This window comes from Marinospirillum sp., from assembly GCF_014859565.1.
Genome location: NZ_JACUUA010000062.1, coordinates 1 through 17,638 on the forward strand (window position 1 = coordinate 1; position 17,638 = coordinate 17,638).

11 protein-coding genes and 1 tRNA gene are annotated in these 17,638 nt (G+C 53.3%); 2 read left to right on the forward strand and 10 right to left on the reverse strand.

The window, feature by feature from the left end; translation table 11 throughout:
• Nucleotides 1–234: 234 nt before the first annotated feature.
• The 4 genes from acnD to IBX50_RS09785 all read right to left on the reverse strand — a co-directional run bounded on the left by acnD (nucleotide 235) and on the right by IBX50_RS09785 (nucleotide 5,829).
• Nucleotides 235–2,820, reverse strand: coding sequence for a Fe/S-dependent 2-methylisocitrate dehydratase AcnD (gene acnD, locus IBX50_RS09770; protein ID WP_292255443.1), 2,586 nt, complete (start codon nucleotides 2,818–2,820; stop codon nucleotides 235–237).
• A 132-nt stretch (nucleotides 2,821–2,952) separates the two neighbouring features.
• Nucleotides 2,953–4,107, reverse strand: coding sequence for a 2-methylcitrate synthase (prpC, locus tag IBX50_RS09775; protein WP_292255445.1), 1,155 nt, complete (start codon nucleotides 4,105–4,107; stop codon nucleotides 2,953–2,955).
• Nucleotides 4,108–4,163: 56 nt separating this feature from the next.
• Entirely contained in the window at nucleotides 4,164–5,057 is an 894-nt protein-coding gene (gene prpB, locus IBX50_RS09780; protein ID WP_292255447.1) for a methylisocitrate lyase, read from the reverse strand.
• 16 nt (nucleotides 5,058–5,073) lie between these two features.
• Complete coding sequence (locus tag IBX50_RS09785) at nucleotides 5,074–5,829, reverse strand: GntR family transcriptional regulator (RefSeq protein ID WP_292255449.1); 756 nt, start codon at nucleotides 5,827–5,829, stop codon at nucleotides 5,074–5,076.
• Nucleotides 5,830–6,019: 190 nt separating this feature from the next.
• On the opposite strand from IBX50_RS09785, the gene pabB reads away from it, so the two are divergent.
• A complete protein-coding gene (pabB, locus tag IBX50_RS09790; RefSeq protein ID WP_292255451.1) occupies nucleotides 6,020–7,384 on the forward strand; it encodes an aminodeoxychorismate synthase component I in 1,365 nt (454 codons plus the stop codon).
• Here pabB and IBX50_RS09795 read toward each other — a convergent pair.
• The 6 genes from IBX50_RS09795 to ppc form a co-directional block, all read right to left on the reverse strand.
• Complete coding sequence (locus tag IBX50_RS09795; protein WP_292255453.1) at nucleotides 7,356–10,190, reverse strand: ATP-binding protein; 2,835 nt, start codon at nucleotides 10,188–10,190, stop codon at nucleotides 7,356–7,358. The genes pabB and IBX50_RS09795 overlap by 29 nt on opposite strands.
• Nucleotides 10,191–10,256: 66 nt before the next feature.
• Nucleotides 10,257–12,515 (reverse strand): GTP diphosphokinase, encoded by a 2,259-nt coding sequence (gene relA, locus IBX50_RS09800; RefSeq protein ID WP_292255456.1) that lies wholly within the window; start codon nucleotides 12,513–12,515, stop codon nucleotides 10,257–10,259.
• An 18-nt stretch (nucleotides 12,516–12,533) separates the two neighbouring features.
• Nucleotides 12,534–13,451 (reverse strand): cysteine synthase CysM, encoded by a 918-nt coding sequence (gene cysM / locus IBX50_RS09805; RefSeq protein WP_292255458.1) that lies wholly within the window; start codon nucleotides 13,449–13,451, stop codon nucleotides 12,534–12,536.
• 56 nt (nucleotides 13,452–13,507) lie between these two features.
• Nucleotides 13,508–13,972, reverse strand: coding sequence for a YaaR family protein (locus tag IBX50_RS09810; RefSeq protein ID WP_292255460.1), 465 nt, complete (start codon nucleotides 13,970–13,972; stop codon nucleotides 13,508–13,510).
• Nucleotides 13,973–13,975: 3 nt separating this feature from the next.
• Nucleotides 13,976–14,494 (reverse strand): DUF2489 domain-containing protein, encoded by a 519-nt coding sequence (locus IBX50_RS09815; RefSeq protein WP_292255462.1) that lies wholly within the window; start codon nucleotides 14,492–14,494, stop codon nucleotides 13,976–13,978.
• A 61-nt stretch (nucleotides 14,495–14,555) separates the two neighbouring features.
• Nucleotides 14,556–17,210: a phosphoenolpyruvate carboxylase gene (ppc, locus tag IBX50_RS09820; protein ID WP_292255464.1), complete on the reverse strand. Its 2,655-nt coding sequence runs from the start codon at nucleotides 17,208–17,210 to the stop codon at nucleotides 14,556–14,558.
• Nucleotides 17,211–17,364: 154 nt separating this feature from the next.
• Between ppc and IBX50_RS09825 the strand changes: the two genes are divergently transcribed.
• A tRNA-Met gene (locus tag IBX50_RS09825) sits at nucleotides 17,365–17,441 on the forward strand.
• Nucleotides 17,442–17,638 lie beyond the last annotated feature (197 nt).

Here is a 17,638-nt window from a genome sequence, read left to right on the forward strand (position 1 = left end):
ACCCTTGGAAGTACCGCCACGCATATAGGTGGCGGGGATTTTAATCTGGGGAACACTGGACATAAATCACTCCGCACAAAGAGTTTTTATAAGCAACACAGGGCAGGCATTCCAGACACGCCGTAAACCCTTCCTTGGGGGCTCGCTGTTGCCATCCATGGCAACAGACGGTCTGTCACACCTGCCCTGATTGCTTCCATCCGGGTAGACTACACATCCCGGTAATAAGAAAGATCAGACACTACCTTCCAGGAAATCCTGGGCGAAGCGTTGCAGTACACCACCGGCTTTGTAAACGCGGACTTCAGCAGCGGTATCCAGACGGCAGAGCATGGGGACTTTGACCTGTTCACCGTTTTTGCGGTTGATGACCAGGGTCATGGTGCCGCGTGGTGTCAGGTCGCCTTCCACGTCGTAGGTTTCTGTACCGTCGATGTTCAGGGTCTTGCGTGTGGTGCCTTCTTCAAACTGCAGCGGCAGCACACCCATACCAATCAGGTTGGTGCGGTGAATGCGCTCAAAACCTTCGGCAGCAATCACTTCCACACCCGCCAGACGTACACCCTTGGCTGCCCAGTCACGGGAAGAGCCCTGACCATAATCCGCACCGGCCACAATAATCAGCGGCTGTTTGCGTTCCATGTAGGTTTCAATCGCTTCCCACATGCGCAAAACCTTACCTTCCGGCTCCACACGTGCCAGTGAACCCTGTTTGACCTTGCCATCCACCACAGCCATTTCGTTGATCAGTTTTGGGTTGGCAAAGGTGGCGCGTTGTGCAGTCAGGTGGTCACCACGGTGAGTGGCGTAGGAGTTAAAATCTTCTTCCGGTACACCCATCTTGTGCAGGTATTCACCGGCAGCACTGTCCATCATGATGGCGTTGGATGGTGACAGGTGGTCGGTGGTGATGTTGTCCGGCAACACGGCCAGCGGACGCATGCCTTTCATGGTGCGTTCACCAGCCAGTGCACCTTCCCAGTAAGGCGGACGGCGAATGTAGGTGGACATCGGACGCCAGTCATACAGCGGGCTCTTGGCCGCTTCACCACGATCCAGATTAAACATCGGGATGTAGATCTGCTGGAACTGCTCCGGCTTAACGCTGGTTTTTACCAGTGCATCAATTTCTTCATCCGATGGCCAGATGTCTTTCAGGGTAATCGGGTTGCCATTTTTGTCGTTGCCAAGCACGTCTTTTTCGATATCAAAACGGATGGTACCGGCAATGGCGTAGGCCACGACTAATGGCGGTGAAGCCAGGAATGCCTGCTTGGCATAAGGATGGATACGGCCATCAAAGTTACGGTTACCCGACAACACCGCCGTGGCATACAGGTCACGGTCGATGATTTCCTGCTGGATTTTGGGATCCAGTGCACCCGACATCCCGTTACAGGTGGTGCAGGCATAAGCCACAATACCAAAACCGAGTTTTTCCAGCTCGGTCAGCAGACCGGCTTCTTCCAGATACAGCTTGGCAACCTTGGAACCCGGTGCAAAGGATGATTTCACCCAGGGCTTACGGATCAGACCCAGCTCGTTGGCTTTTTTCGCCAGCAGGCCAGCCGCAACCACGTTGCGTGGGTTGGAGGTGTTGGTGCAGGAGGTGATGGCAGCAATAATCACTGCACCATCAGGCATTTCACCTGCTTTTTCTTCCCACTGACCGGCAATACCCTTGGCCGCCAGATCACTGGTGGAAACACGAGCGTGTGGGTTGGATGGACCAGCCATGGTACGAACCACGCTGGACAGATCGAACTTCAGTACACGTGGGTACTGGGCTTTCACCAGACTATCCGCCCACAGGCCAGTGGTTTTGGCGTAGTTTTCTACCAACGCGACCTGTTCAGGCTCACGACCCGTCAGTTTCAGATAATCAATGGTCTGTTCATCAATGTAGAACATGCCCGCCGTGGCACCGTATTCCGGTGTCATGTTAGAGATGGTGGCACGGTCACCAATGGTCAGGCTGGAAGCACCTTCACCAAAGAACTCCAAGTAAGCACCTACCACTCGCTCCTTACGCAGGAACTCGGTCAGTGCCAGTACAATATCAGTGGCAGTAATGCCGGGTTGACGCTTGCCGACCAGCTCTACACCAACAATATCGGGCAGGCGCATCATGGAAGGCAGACCCAGCATCACGGTTTCGGCTTCCAGACCACCCACACCGATGGCAATCACGCCCAACGCATCCACGTGCGGGGTGTGGGAATCAGTGCCGACACAGGTATCAGGGAAGGCCACACCATCACGTGCCTGAATCACTGGAGACATTTTTTCCAGGTTGATCTGGTGCATGATGCCGTTACCGGCCGGGATCACATCAACGTTTTCAAAAGCGGTTTTAGTCCACTCGATGAAGTGAAAACGGTCTTCGTTACGACGATCTTCAATGGCACGGTTTTTTTCAAAAGCATCCGGATCAAAACCTGGGGCTTCCACCGCCAGAGAGTGATCCACAATCAGCTGGGTGGGCACTACCGGGTTAACCTTGGCCGGATCACCACCCATGTCTGCAATGGCATCACGCAGACCGGCCAGATCCACCAGAGCGGTCTGACCCAGAATGTCGTGGCACACTACACGAGCGGGATACCAGGGAAAATCCAGTTCCTGTTTACGCTCGATCAGCTGTTTCAGAGAATCGGTCAGATCCTCTGGCTCGCAGCGACGCACCAGCTGTTCAGCCAGTACACGAGAGGTGTAAGGCAGGGTTTCATAAGCACCGGGCTGGATGGCTTCAACCGCCGCACGGGTGTCGAAGTAGTCCAGTGAAGTGCCGGGAAGGGGTTTGCGGAATTCAGTATTCATAGTCTGGGTATCACTCGAAAGGTGTTGGAAGTCCGGACTGAAACCACCCCCCCGACCGGGGGATGGCTTCTGAAAAAAAACAGTGGACAGGTGACATAGCTGGCAAGCGTGACCCCTACCCACTGAAACCGTTTAACTGCGCTCAGTGATGGCTGGCACCGAACGGCAGTCTTCACCCACATAGTTGGCGCTGGGGCGAATGATTTTGCCATCAATGCGCTGTTCAATAACGTGGGCACTCCAGCCGGAGGTACGAGAGATCACGAACAGGGGCGTGAACATATCGGTCGGCACACCCATCATGTGATAACTCACTGCCGAGAACCAGTCGAGGTTGGGGAACATCTTTTTGATTTCCCACATGGTCGACTCCAGACGCTCGGCAATGTCGTACATCTTGGTGTTCTGTTGTTCTTCCGACAGTTCTTTAGCCACCTTTTTGATCACCACGTTGCGGGGATCAGAAACGGTGTAAACCGGGTGACCAAAACCGATCACCACTTCCTTGCGACCCACACGCTCACGGATATCGGCCTCAGCCTGATCCGGATTGTCATAACGCTTCTGAATTTCAAACGCCACTTCGTTGGCCCCACCGTGTTTCGGGCCACGCAGGGCACCAATCGCACCAGCGATACAGCTGTAGAAATCAGAGCCAGTACCGGAGATCACACGGCTGGTGAAGGTGGAGGCATTAAACTCGTGCTCTGCATAAAGAATCAGTGAGGTGTGCATGGCACGAACCCAGGACTCACGCGGTTTTTCACCGTGCAGCAGGTGCAGGAAGTGACCACCAATGGAGTCATCATCGGTTTCCAGATCAATACGCTTGCCGTTGTAAGCATAGTGGTACCAGTAGAGCAGCATGGAACCCTGACAAGCCATCAACTTGTCAGCGATGTCACGGGCATCTGGATGGTTATGGTCGTCTTTTTCAGGCTTAACACAACCCAGCACCGACACACCGGTACGCATCACGTCCATCGGATGCGCAGAAGGAGGCAGTTGTTCCAGTGCGGTTTTAACCGCAGCAGGCAGGCCACGCAGGGCTTTTAATTTGGTTTTGTAAGCGTTTAATTCCGCCTGAGTCGGCAGCTTGCCGTGTACCAGCAGGTAGGCGACTTCTTCAAACTCACATTTTTCTGCCAGATCCAGAATGTTGTAACCCCGGTAGTGCAGCTCATTACCGTTACGGCCCACAGTACAGAGTTCGGTATTGCCGGCAGCCGTACCGGACAGGGCAACGGACTTTTTCGGCTTCGGCAGGTTGGTGTTGTTCTCGGACATCAGAGGCTCCTCTTTATTCTCCAGTAACTTTTTATAAAACCTGTTCTCTAACCACTTTATTTATTTTTGCCCTGGGCAAACAGCTGATCCAGCTTTTGTTCAAAGTCGTGGTAGTTCAGGAAATCATAGAGTTCCATCCGGGTCTGCATGGTATCGATCACGGCCTTCTGGTCGCCGTCATCCAGCAGATGCTGGAATACGTTCAGGGCTGCCTTGTTGGCGGCACGGAAGGCGGACAGGGGGTAAAGCACCATGCTGGCACCGTTTTCTGCCAGTTCTTTTTTGTTGAACAGCGGCGTGGCACCAAATTCGGTGATGTTCGCCAGCAGGTGGTTACCCTTGATGCCATCAGCAAAGGCCTTGTAGTCTTCCAGCGTGTGCACGGCTTCAGCAAAAATACCGTCAGCACCGGCTTCCAGACAGGCCTGAGCACGCTCAACGGCAGCATTCAGTCCTTCCATCTGGAAAGCATCGGTACGTGCAATAATAAAAAAGTCGTCATCGGTACGGGCATCCACAGCCGCCTTAACGCGATCAACCATCTCCTGCAAGGAAACAATTTCCTTGTTAGGGCGGTGACCACAACGCTTCTGCTGCACCTGGTCTTCCAGATGCACGGCAGCAGCACCGGCCTTGATCATTTCTTTAACAGCGCGAGACATGTTGAATGCGCCACCCCAGCCGGTATCAATATCCACCAGCAGCGGGGTTTCAACCGCGCTGGTGATGCGGCGCACGTCTTCCAGCACGTCATTCATGCTGGTCATGCCCAGATCCGGCAGACCATAAGAGGCATTGGCGACACCGCCACCGGACAGGTAAATGGCCTGGTGACCCACGCGGGTCGCCATCATGGCGTGGTAGGCATTGATGGTGCCAACAATCTGCAGCGGGTTGTTTTCTTTCAGGGCCTTGCGAAAACGGCCACCAGCGGTCAGTTTTTGGGTCATGTCTGCTTCCTCTTGTTCAAAATTTGGTTTTCAGGGGGGGGTGTCCGGCGGCTTCCCGCAGGCGCTGTTCAACATTATTGCGTGAGGCACGGATGTGCCGACGCATCAGCATTTCGGCCAGCTCTTCATCGCGCTGTTCAATGGCATCCACAATACGATGATGCTCTTCAAAAGCACGTTGTGGGCGGCCACTGGCAGCACTAAAACGGTAGCGGTACATGCGCACCAGGTAATAAAGATCACCACACAGCAGCGCCATCAGCTTTTTATTACCACTGCCCAGCACAATACGGTAGTGGAAATCCAGATCACCTTCTTTTTGGTAGTAGGCGATATTTTCCTGCAGCTCGGCCTGCTGTTCGTGTTTTTCCAGCAGTGCCTTGAGGCTGTCGATTTCAACTTGTGCCATCTGGCGGGCAGCCAGACGACAAGCCATGCCTTCCATTGCTTCACGTACTTCGTACAATTCCAGCAACTCTTCCAGCGACAGGGAAACCACGCGTGCTCCCACATGGGGAATGCGAGTCACCAGATGCCGTCCCTCTAACCGACGCATGGCTTCTCTTAAAGGCCCACGGGAAATGCCATACTCTTTGGCCAGTCCCGGCTCGGTGATTTTGGTGCCCGGTGCAATACTGCCGGTGACAATCGCATCCTGAATCTCTTCAAAAACCCGGTCAGCCAGGGTACGACTGTCAACCGCTTCAGTCGCATCACCCTGCTCATACACTTCAGAATCGTTTATTATCTTGGCCAGACGGATTTGATTCATGATTCAACATTGTCGACAATTTGTGAATGTGTCTGCACTGTAGACACCTGCACCCCACAGGTCAACTCAAACCTTAGTCTAAAAATAATTATATAAATAACAACCATTTGTTTTTATTGTTTTTTTACTGAACCCGTGAGCTACAGATAATCTGCAGCTCCACAATGTGTCAACAACCTGAGTTTTTTTGATGTCATTCCCGGATTCTGCACCTTTGCAATGCCACCCTCTTCCGTTTGCCACAGCGGCACAGTTATTGTGGGCGGTGCGTGATGCCCCTTGGCCGGTTCTGCTGGATAGCAGCCACCCCGCAGATAACAGCGGGCGTTTTTCTATTGCAGCCAGTGCACCTACCAGAACCCTGGAAGTTCATTCCGGAGATGCCCCGGAAGCACTTGAAGCACTGCGTTTATCGCCCTTAACCAGCGAGTTACCACCGGCCATACAACACCTGCCTTTTTGCGGCGGCTGGATGGGTTACTGGAGTTATGATGCCGGTCGTTTGTTTGAATTCCTGCCACAACAGGCCACTGATGATTTGCCTCTGCCCTGGGTACGTATGGGCTATTACCCCTGGGCACTGATTACTGACCACCTGTTGCAACAAACCTGGCTGGTCGGTGATTTTGATTCGGCACTGGTGACACGGTTGAGTAAACGCCTGTGCACAAGCACTACACCACCCGAAACATTTGAGCTGACTAGCCCCTTTGTCAGCAATCTGCAGCAAGCAGACTACCTACAACGCTTTAACCAAGTGCAGGAGTGGCTGCGCAGCGGGGATGCTTATCAGGTCAATCTGGCGCAGCGTTTTACGGCAAGTTATCAAGGCAGCCTGTATCAAGCCTGGCAATTATTGCGTGCAGATATTGCAGCACCCTTTGCTGCCTTTCTGGATTTTGGTGATGCCACCCTGTTGTCTTTATCACCGGAGCGTTTTCTGCTGGCCGAGGCAGACGGGCGGGTGGAAAGTAAACCCATTAAAGGGACACGCCCACGCGGCAGCACCCCAGAGCAGGATGTTTTTTTCAGTCAAGAGTTGTTGTCCAGTGCCAAGGATCGTGCTGAAAATCTGATGATTGTGGATCTGCTGCGTAATGATCTGGGGCGGGTTTGTGAACCGGGCAGTATTCGGGTGCCGGAGTTATTCCAACTGGAAAGTTTTACCAATGTACATCATCTGGTCAGTCGTGTGACCGGCCAGCTGGCTGCCAATCAACAACCACTGAATCTGTTACAGGCCAGCTTTCCGGGTGGCTCTATTACCGGAGCACCCAAACTGCGGGCGATGGAAATTATTGAGGCACTGGAGCCCTGCCGTCGCAGTGTATATTGTGGCTCGATTGGTTACATCGACCGGCGTGGACGGATGGATTTTAATATTGCCATCCGCACTTTTGTGGCGGCCAATAATCAGCTGCATGTCTGGGGCGGTGGTGGATTGGTGGCGGATTCTGATGGGCAGGAAGAATATGCCGAAACCCTGTACAAAGTCGCTCGGCTGATTTGTTGCCTGCAGCCGGATTTTAACCCGACTGACGGTGCCAGGTGCTAGCATACTCTCGCTCTCGCCAATCCTGCAGTCGGTCAATTTCATACAACAACTGCTCCAAACTACCGGCCACCAGTTGCTGCTGGCCGGATTTAAGCTGAGTTTCCAGCACTTCAGTGATTTGTGCTAAATCCGGCACTCCACAATAACGACTGGCACCGTGTAATCGGTGTACTGCTTCGATCAAGGCATCATCATCCTGCCGTTTCAGCGCCAGCTCAATGGCTTCACGACTCTGATCCAGTGATGAAAGCAGTAACCCCAGTAGTTCATCGGCCAGTTCTGCCCGCCCCGCTGCCAATCGAATCCCCAGCTCACGATCCACTGGGCAGCTTTGCCAGGATTCTTCCGAGTGGTTTAATTCCGGTGCCGCCAGTGGCATGTGAGTGGCAACAAAACGATCCCCCAGCCAGCGATGTAACAGATCCATCAACTGTTTTTCGTGCAGGGGTTTGATCAATACATCATTAATGCCCGCTTGCATCCAGGCTTCTTTTTCATCACCTATGGCATGAGCTGTTAATGCCAGAATCGGCAGGGTTCGGTAAGCGTGTCCCATCGAACGGATACGGCGAGTGGCCTGCACTCCATCCATCACCGGCATCTGGATATCCATCAGCACCAGATCCACCGAATTTTCGATCACTCGTTGCACCGCTTCTTCACCATTGGTTGCCTGCAGGGTGCGAAAACCCATTTGTTGCAACAGGGTGATTAATAACAACAGGTTGGATGGTGTGTCATCAACCGCCAGAATTAGGGGCAACTCGGCTGTTGTGGCATAAACCCCTTCACCATAAAAACTTTCTACCGGCTCAGGTTGTTGTCCCAGCAGGGTTTCCAGTGCCAGTTTCAATCGTGGAGCGGCCAGGGGTTTGGTCAACAGCTGACCCTTGGTCTGACGTTTTAAACGGGCGTGAACTTCGGGTTCTGAGCTGTTCACCAGCATCAGACAAGGCAGTTCAGCGGTTTTCAGATAAGCCAGAGATTCCAGCCATATCGGTGAGCTAGCCTGAAGGGCATTCAGCCCCACCAGCACTGCAGCAATCTGCTGACGACCATTCAGGTGGTCTAGCATTTTTTCCGGTGTATCCCAGGCAACCACCTGTGCACGCCAGCTGCGCAACTGGTGACACCAAGCTTGGCTGGTGAGGCGATGACTTTCCAGCACCCCTAAGGTTTTACCCAGCAGCCAGGGTTCGGGTTCCGGTGCGGTTTCCTGAACTTGCAGTGGCAGGCTAAACCAGAAGGTTGAACCCACACCCTCCACACTTTCCAGATCGATCTGCCCACCCATTTGTTTAACCAGCTGTTTGCAAATGGCCAGCCCCAATCCAGTGCCACCAAACTGGTGGGTTTGGCTGGTATCTGCCTGACTAAAAGCACGAAAAAGTTTATGGCGCTGAGCTTCATTCAATCCAATGCCTGTATCCGTGACTGCAAAACGCAGGCGACAAAAGCTTCCTGCCTCCAAATCACTCGGGGGAATACCGGCTTCCAGATCTTCAGCGACATCATCCAGCATAATTCGAACCACCACTTCACCCTGTTCAGTGAATTTGATGGCATTACTGATCAAGTTGGAGAGGAGTTGTTTAAAACGCAGGGGATCGGTTTTAACCTCCAGCGGTACATCATCGTAAACCAGCCCCAGCAAATCCAAGCGCTGACGGTGTGCCTGGGGTGCCAGCATCGCCAGACTTTCATGCAGGGCTTTGCGCAGGTTAACCGGGGTATTGTCCAGAATCATCATGCCTGCTTCGATTTTGGAGAAATCCAGAATGTCATTAATGATACCCAGCATGGTTTCCGAGGCACCCAGAATCAGGCTCAGGTATTCCTTTTGCCGCTGCTCCAATCGAGTACGGGACAGCACGTTGGAGAATCCAATAATGCCGTTTAATGGGGTGCGTATTTCATGGCTCATATTGGCCAGAAATTCCGACTTAATGCGACTGGCCTGTAATGCATCCTTACGCGCCCGATCCAGCTCAATATTCTTGATTTCGATGGTTTCCAGACTGCGCAATGAATCATCTCGCACTTCTTCCAGCGACTGACGGTAGTTTTGTTCCCGTTCCGCTACATGACTGGATAACATTGCAATGGTTTGTTGTAGCTGGTGAAGTTCATTGATGTGAACAACTGGCAGAGTTTCTGGTGTAACTCCTTCTGCCACCTGGGTGATGGCCTCCAGGGAAAAATCCAGCCGATGTTGCAGGTAACGCACCAGCAGGTGGGTTAGCAATAGACTGAACAACAACAGGCCGGTTGTCAGCCCACCACTGATCAGTAGCAGGCGATATTTGTACAAGAGTGTGGGCGTGCGAGAGAGCTCCAACTCCGCCCAGCCCACCAGAGCTAAGCTGTCGCCAACGCGTCCACGGGGGGATTCACGCAGAATTGCCAACTCATAAATCGGCTCAATAAATCGCAGGGTTTCTTTTTCTTTGGCTACACCGGGTTGCAGTGACCAGCGCAGGGTTGGATTCCGCTCCAGTGGCCGCATACTGGGACCCGCATGAAACAGACTGACCTGCCGTTGATCGTAAAGAGAAAAAGCACGGACATCCGAGGCTTCCAGCAGCTGTTCAGCAATTTGCCGCAACTGAGGTAAACGCTCAGCCTGCATAAAACCACCAGCCAATGCCGGACTGAGGTTTTTTAACGTCAGCTGTCCACGATCCACCAGCTGTTGATCCAGGGCTTTAAAGTGGTTGTTCAGTAGCCAGCCACCCAGCCCGATAACCAGCAACCAGACGGGCAGAAAACAACCAAAGATGATCCAGCTTTTAAGTGACAGACGCATCCGGCTTTCCTTGTTGGGCACCTTCGTGCAGACCATCCCGTTGATAGTTGTTTGCCACTAATTACCTCAAACCTTGGGTTTCTGGCGAAACCGATGTACATCCACCACATTCGGCAATTGGCTGATTTTGTTCAGCACCTGACCCAAGGCTTCCAGTCCGGATACTTCCAGCGTCAGCAGGATGTTGGCTTGGTTTTCTTTTTTATCCGTCAGGGTATTCACCGAGAGTACATTAACCCGCTCATTGGCCAGAATCATGGTGATGTCCCGCAGCAGACCGGTGCGATCCCAGGCTTTGATGCGGATTTCCACCGGATACATCTGCGCTTTTTTGGTGCCCCATTCCACATTCACCAGCCGGTTGGGGTCTTCTGCCCGCAACGGGTTCAGGTTGGTACAATCGTGGCGGTGAATGGTGACACCCCGACCAATAGTGATGTAACCCACAATCTCTTCACCGGGCAACGGCTGACAACATTTTGCCATCTGGGTCATCAGGTTACCGACACCCAGAATGGTGATGTCATCCTTGCCATGATCCTTACGGCTGCCGGGACGGGTCAGCAGCCGATCCAGCTGATCCACATCCTCGGTTTCACCAAACAGATGCTGTGCCATCGACAACACCTGACCGGCACGCAGATCACCAGCACCCAGTGCGGCATACAGGTCATCGGCCTCGTGCAGGTTCAGGGCATGAGCCAGTGCGGTCATATCCAGCCCTTCCAGACCCAGACGTTTAAACTCCTTCTCAATCAGCTGACGGCCTTCATCCATATTCTTGTCACGATCCTGCAATTTAAACCAGTGCTGGATTTTGGCACGGCAACGCGAGGTACGCACATAACCCAGGGAGGGGTTAAGCCAGTCACGACTGGGGCCACCTTCTCCGGCAGTGGTGAGTATCTCGATCTGCTCCCCGGTTTTTAAGGCGTAGTTGAGCGGCACAATCCGACCATTGACCTTGGCGCCACGGCAGCGGTGGCCGATTTCGGTGTGCACCCGGTAAGCAAAATCAATGGGGGTGGCATCCTGGGGTAAGTCCACCACATGGCCATCCGGGGTGAAAACATAAATCCGATCCGGTGCTACATCATTTTGCAGCTCTTCACGGATACCGGTGGCATCACCCACTTCTTCGTGCCATTCCAATACCTGACGCAGCCAGGCAATTTTTTCTTCATAAGCATTACTTTTACCACTGGCATCGGTGCCCTTGTAACGCCAGTGAGCACATACACCCAGTTCAGCTTCATCATGCATGGCAAAGGTGCGGATTTGGACTTCCAGCACCTTGCCACCTGGCCCCACTACCGCCGTGTGCAAAGAGCGGTAGCCGTTCTCTTTAGGAGTGGCAATGTAATCATCAAACTCGTTGGGAATGTGTTTAAACATCGAGTGAACGATGCCCAGCACGGCATAACAGTCGCGTACTTCCGGCACCAGCACCCGCACGGCACGCACGTCATAAACCTGAGAAAAGTCGATTTTCTTGCGCTTCATTTTGCGCCAGATCGAATAGATATGTTTGGCTCGACCTTCCAAGTCTGCACCATCAATGCCTTGCGCTTTAATTGCCAGTTCCAGCGACTGGATCACCTGCTGGATGTATCCATCCCGATCCATACGTTTTTCGGCCAGCAGGCGAGCAATGTACTTGTAGCTGTCTTCTTCGAGATACCGGAAAGAGAGGTCTTCCAGCTCCCATTTAACATGGCCGATGCCCAGCCGATGAGCCAACGGGGCATAAATCTCAAAAACTTCACGCGCCACTCGCAGGCGCTTGTCACGCGGGGCCGTTTTCACCTGACGCAGGGCACAGGTTCGCTCCGTCAGTTTGATCAGTGCCACACGGACATCATCCACCACCGCTACCAGCATCTTGCGCAGTTGTTCCAACTGGTTCTGCTTCTGACCAAAAGCGGGGGCATCACTGGTCTGGATCTGGCTGACGGCTGCCATCTGCTGCACACCAGCAATCAGCTTGGCGACGGTTTTACCAAAACGTTTTTCCACCGTGTCCAATGACAACAATTCTTCACGCACTGCTCGGTAAAGAATACCGGCGATCAGGGTGTCATCATCCATGCGCAGTTCACCAAGAATATCCGCCATCTCCAGACCGGTGCGCAGGTTGCTGGCACCTTCATACCACTGGCGGTTTTCTGCTTCTGCCTGACGTTCCAGCTCTGCTGCCAGTTCACTCGCTTGTTGCACCCGTTCTGGGTGAGCAAGAGCCACATCCAGCTGCAGGTGAGACAACCACAAGTCCAGATCGACACTGCCATCCGGCTTGAGTGGCTGATCATCTCTTACCTTTACCATGTTATTTCCCGCTGATTATTATTTTTTGCCGGGTTCAGCAAATACACCGGTGGACAGATAACGGTCGCCCCGGTCACAGATGATGGCAACGATCACGGCATTTTCCAATTCGGCCGCCAGACGCAAGGCACCTGCCACCGCTCCGCCAGAGGAAACACCGGCAAAAATACCTTCTTCCCGCGCCAGTCTTCGCATGGTGATTTCTGCTTCCTGCTGGCTCATATCCAGCACTCGATCCACTCCCGATGGATCAAAAATACTGGGCAGGTATTCTTTTGGCCAGCGACGGATACCGGGAATACTGGCTCCTTCTGACGGCTGCAAACCAACAATCTGTACTGCAGGATTCTGCTCTTTTAAGTAGCGCCCTGTCCCCATAATGGTGCCAGTGGTGCCCATCGAGCTAATGAAGTGAGTGACCTTGCCGTCAGTTTGCTGCCAGATTTCCGGCCCGGTGGTCTGGTAATGCGCCAGCGGGTTATCACTGTTGCCAAACTGATTCAGCACCCGACCACGTCCTTCCTGTTCCAACTGTAATGCCAGATCCCGCGCACCTTCCATGCTGGCCTCTTTACTGACCAGAATCAGTTCAGCACCATAAGCCTGCATTGACCACTTGCGTTCATCAGAGGAGTTTTCCGGCATGATCAGGATCATTTTGTAACCCATGACCGCAGCGGCCATTGCAAGGGCTATGCCGGTATTGCCGGAAGTGGCTTCAATAATGGTGTCACCGGGTTTAATGTCGCCCCGTGCCTCGGCCTCACGGATCATCGAAAAAGCCGGACGATCCTTGACTGAACCTGCGGGGTTGTCTCCTTCCAGCTTGGCAAGGAGGGTGTTGTTTTTACCTGCCGTCATGCGCTGCAAGCGTACTAAGGGGGTATTACCAACCAGATCGGCCACACTCGGCCAGAAGGAAGATGTGCTGGACATCGTTTTGTTCACTCCACTAGGGGTTGTTCTGACACTCACTGCGTCCTGAAATCATCTCAGGACAAGAGATCCACCACCAAACCTTTGATATTCACCAGCCTGCGGGCAATCGACACTCGATCCTTCTGCTCGGTCATAACCAGTTGCAGTAGTTCTTCCGCTTCTTCATTAATGCGACGCACCACCTGATGACGATCTGCCGGATGCCAGCCGGGGCCAACACTTTCCACCTGAAACCCCCCCTTGATCACCTTACCCAGTATATTGGCCAGCAGAGCACGGAACACTTCCAGGTTACCCAGCGTGGGATTACGTTCCAGTTCGTCTCCAGCCTTGCCCAGCAGATCCTGCAGTTGGTGCAGCTCTTTTTTTAGATCCGAACGGCCACCCGCTGAAATTTGTTGCAATAGCTGGTCATTAAAACTGGGAGTGTCACTGGTGATTTTACCTGCTGCCTGGCTTGTGCGGGCTTTCTGGCGATCCGAACGCAGGTTTTTTAACATGGTATTAATGGGCAGCATGGGTTAGTTTTTTCCGTCTGCGGCATTCACAAAAAGAGGCTTTTCCAGCTTGTAACCCTGTTGCTCACAAAATTCACGCAAGGCTGTTGCACCTTCTTTCACACGACCTTCGAACCGTTCCTCCAGGGCACGGCGCTGCTGATCCTGTTTTTCTTTTTCCGTAGCATCCAAGGCATTTCTTTCTTCATGGGTCGCAAAACCCTGAGCCTTTTGATACACCTGATCAAAAACCTTCAGGCTTGCATGCTGGGCATGGATGCCTTCATCCAGTAGATCCAGAAAAACACGGATGCGCAGACAGCCTTCGGTCAGGTTGACCTGACGATCTTCCAGTGCACAAGCCAGCAACAGCAGGTTTTCCATGACGTTTTTACGAGCTTGTTGTGCTTCATCCGCGTGTTTTTCCTGCGCTCGCTGCAACTGGCGTTTGGCCTCCAGATGCAGGTGCAGTGCATAACCCGCGAGGGGTATCAGAAAGGCAATGGCAACAGCCAAAAGGATTGCGGCGTTTTGGGCGCTCATACAGGATTACTCTTGCGAAATATCAGCGCCCAAGGATAGCAGATGAACACCCCTTAAGGCACTAGCCAGTGTTACGTAAACCGGCAGCAATACCTGCCATGGTCACCATCAGCGCCCGATCCAGCATGGCTTGGTTTGCGGTCGTGCTACAAACACCCTGTTGCTCACAGGCTCTAACCCTTGCCAGCAACTCAGCCTGCAACTGGTGCAGCGGAATGATGTAGGGATTACGCACACTAATCGCCTGCTGGGTCAGCGGCACCTGCTCCAGTAGTTGCTGTTGTTCTCTTAGTGTCAGCAGGCATTGCACTAGTTGAGTTTCCCGCTGACGCAGGTTTTCACCCAGAGGCTTCAGGGCATCTTCCACCAGCAACTCTTCATACTCCCGAACCGAGGCAAGATCCACCTTCGCCAGCACCATTTCGAGCATATTCATGTTACTGGCAAAAAACGGCCAGCCTTCAATCATCTCACGCAGCGCGGGGGTTTCACCTCGTGCCACCGCTTGCTCCAGTGCGGTATCACTGCCCAGCCAGGCAGGTAACATCAGGCGTACCTGAGTCCAGGCAAAGATCCAGGGAATGGCACGTAATGACTCAATACCACCACCCAGTTTACGTTTTGCCGGTCGACTACCCAGCGGCAGTTTGGCCAGCTCTTGCTCGGGGGTCAACTGGCGGAAATAACGCACAAAATCGGGCGTATCCTTGACCAGTAAACGGTAACTAGCCACTGCTTCTTCAGCCAACCGATTCATCAGCACGCGCCATTCCAGGCGGGGTGCCGGTGGTGGTGCCAGCGTAGCCTCCAGCACCGCACAGGTGTACACCTCCAGCGCTCGCTCGGCCAGAGCTGGCAGGCCGAATTTAAAACGGATCATTTCACCCTGTTCAGTGACCCGCAAGCGCCCCTGTACAGAACCCGGCGGTTGCGCCAGAATGGCCGCCTGAGTCGGACCGCCACCACGCCCCACAGTACCACCACGACCATGAAACAGAGTGAGGTGTACCTGATGTCGGGCACACACCTCGGTGACGGCTTCCTGCGCTCGATACTGCGCCCAGCTGGCGGCCAGCTGACCCGCATCCTTGGCAGAATCGGAATAACCGATCATGACTTCCTGTCGCCCGGTTGTGTACTCACGATACCAAGGCAGCGACAAGAGGCCGTCAATCACTCTGGGCGCCCGCTCCAGATCCGCCAGGGTTTCAAACAGCGGCACAATCCGCATGGTGCGATCCAGCCCGGCTGTTTTTAACAACAGTGCCACTGCCAGCACATCCGAAGGCTGACCCGCCATGGAGATCACATAGGCTCCGAGCGCATCATGGCGCTCCGCAGCAATCACCCGGCAGGTATCCAGCACCTCTCGGGTTTCATCACTGCACGGCCAGCTTTGCGGCAGCAGCGGACGCGGATTGGTCAACTCATGCAGCAGAAAATCCACCCGGCGTTGTTCGTCCCACTCCGCATAATCACCCAACCCCAGATATTGGGTTGCCTCAGCAATGGCCTGGGCATGACGCGGTGCTTCCTGACGCACATCCAGCCGCAGCAGGTTCATGCCAAAAGCAGACAGACGACGCAGTATGTCCTTTAACAGCCCATCAGCAATCACCTGCATCCCCTTTGCACACAGAGACTCATAACAAAGCAACAGCGGTTCTCGCAGGCCATCGGCATCAAACAAAATGCGTTCATCTTCGTAGGGTTTGCCATCCAGCCGAGCTTTTAACCAGTCGAGTGTGGCTCGCAGCCTGTCACGCACCTGCCCCAGCAACACCCGGTAAGGCTCCCGCACCGGCCCAACACGTTTTATTAATGCATCACAGGCATCATGCATCGACAGTTCTGAACGCAACTGATCAATATCCCGATGGTACAAATCAGCCGCCATCCAGCGTGATAACCACAAGACTTCCTGAGTGACACGAGAGGTGACTCGTGGATTACCGTCCCGATCCCCCCCCATCCAAGAGGCAAAACGTATGGGTGCCACATCCAACGGCAGGGTCTGACCGGTAACAGCCAACAAACGCTCATCCAGCGCCCGGTAATATGCAGGCACGGCCTGCCACAAGGAGTTTTCGATAACCGCAAACCCCCATTTGGCTTCATCCACTGGTGAGGGGCGCTGACTGCGGATTTCATCGGTGTGCCAGGCCTGAGCAATCAACTCTTCCAGTCGCTGTAATACCAGCAGGCGTTTTTTCTCGTTACTGGACTGTTCATAATCCGTCAGACAGGCATCTAGCGCATCATATTTCTGGATCAGGGTACGGCGACTGACTTCGGTTGGATGAGCAGTAAAAACCAGCTCGATCCGTTGATTGCAAAGGCTGTTAAAAATTTCATCAGGCTGCAGACCTGCAGCCTGAAGCTTGTTCAGCAGCAAGGTGAACCCGGGTTGTTCACCTCGACGATAATCTTCCACCACCCGCTCACGAGCACGGTAGTGTTGCTCAGCAGCATTGGCAAGATTCAGAAACTGGGTGAAAGCACGCGCCACCGGCAAAAGTTCTTCATCAGCCAGATCTTTTAACGCCCCACTTAAAGCCTGGGGAGGCATCTCACCCTGATGCACCTGCTTGGACAAAGAGCGGATGAATTCCACCCGAGCTAGAAAATCTGCCCCCAGAGCAGCACTCATGGTGCGACCCAAACCCTCACCCAGAACTCTGACCTGTTCTCTCAACGAAGCATCCAGATTGGTCATGCCGCCTTCCTCCTCAGTGAAAAATGCAATGTTTTGCTGACCCGAACAATGGCATGGCTTAACAAGTGCAGCAAGCCCAAAAAACAAAAAACATCGACTGTTTTTACCTTTGGGGTTGCTAAAGATCTGAGGATCATTATAATGCGCAGCCGTTGGCTATGTAGCTCAGCTGGTTAGAGCACATCACTCATAATGATGGGGTCCCCTGTTCAAATCAGGGCATAGCCACCACCCTTAACAAGGTGAATCGGGTTACTCGCAATTGGGGCTTGACCCCACAACAAATTGCTCTAGAATGTAGCCCTGTTGAGTAACGTGTTATTTTTTAAGATGAATTTTCTTAAGCAATAAAACACGGTTGTTCCCGAATAGCTCAGTCGGTAGAGCAGTTGACTGTTAATCAATTGGTCGCAGGTTCGAGTCCTGCT

Excerpts from the sequence above, each read along its gene's own strand:
- relA (WP_292255456.1), bottom strand. The coding sequence starts at position 12,515 with ATGGTAAAGGTAAGAGATGATCAGCCACTCAAGCCGGATGGCAGTGTC.
- IBX50_RS09815 (WP_292255462.1), bottom strand. The coding sequence starts at position 14,494 with ATGAGCGCCCAAAACGCCGCAATCCTTTTGGCTGTTGCCATTGCCTTT.
- prpC (WP_292255445.1), bottom strand. The coding sequence starts at position 4,107 with ATGTCCGAGAACAACACCAACCTGCCGAAGCCGAAAAAGTCCGTTGCC.
- acnD (WP_292255443.1), bottom strand. The coding sequence starts at position 2,820 with ATGAATACTGAATTCCGCAAACCCCTTCCCGGCACTTCACTGGACTAC.
- ppc (WP_292255464.1), bottom strand. The coding sequence starts at position 17,210 with ATGACCAATCTGGATGCTTCGTTGAGAGAACAGGTCAGAGTTCTGGGT.
- cysM (WP_292255458.1), bottom strand. The coding sequence starts at position 13,451 with ATGTCCAGCACATCTTCCTTCTGGCCGAGTGTGGCCGATCTGGTTGGT.
- IBX50_RS09795 (WP_292255453.1), bottom strand. The coding sequence starts at position 10,190 with ATGCGTCTGTCACTTAAAAGCTGGATCATCTTTGGTTGTTTTCTGCCC.
- pabB (WP_292255451.1), top strand. The coding sequence starts at position 6,020 with ATGTCATTCCCGGATTCTGCACCTTTGCAATGCCACCCTCTTCCGTTT.
- prpB (WP_292255447.1), bottom strand. The coding sequence starts at position 5,057 with ATGACCCAAAAACTGACCGCTGGTGGCCGTTTTCGCAAGGCCCTGAAA.
- IBX50_RS09810 (WP_292255460.1), bottom strand. The coding sequence starts at position 13,972 with ATGCTGCCCATTAATACCATGTTAAAAAACCTGCGTTCGGATCGCCAG.
- IBX50_RS09785 (WP_292255449.1), bottom strand. The coding sequence starts at position 5,829 with ATGAATCAAATCCGTCTGGCCAAGATAATAAACGATTCTGAAGTGTAT.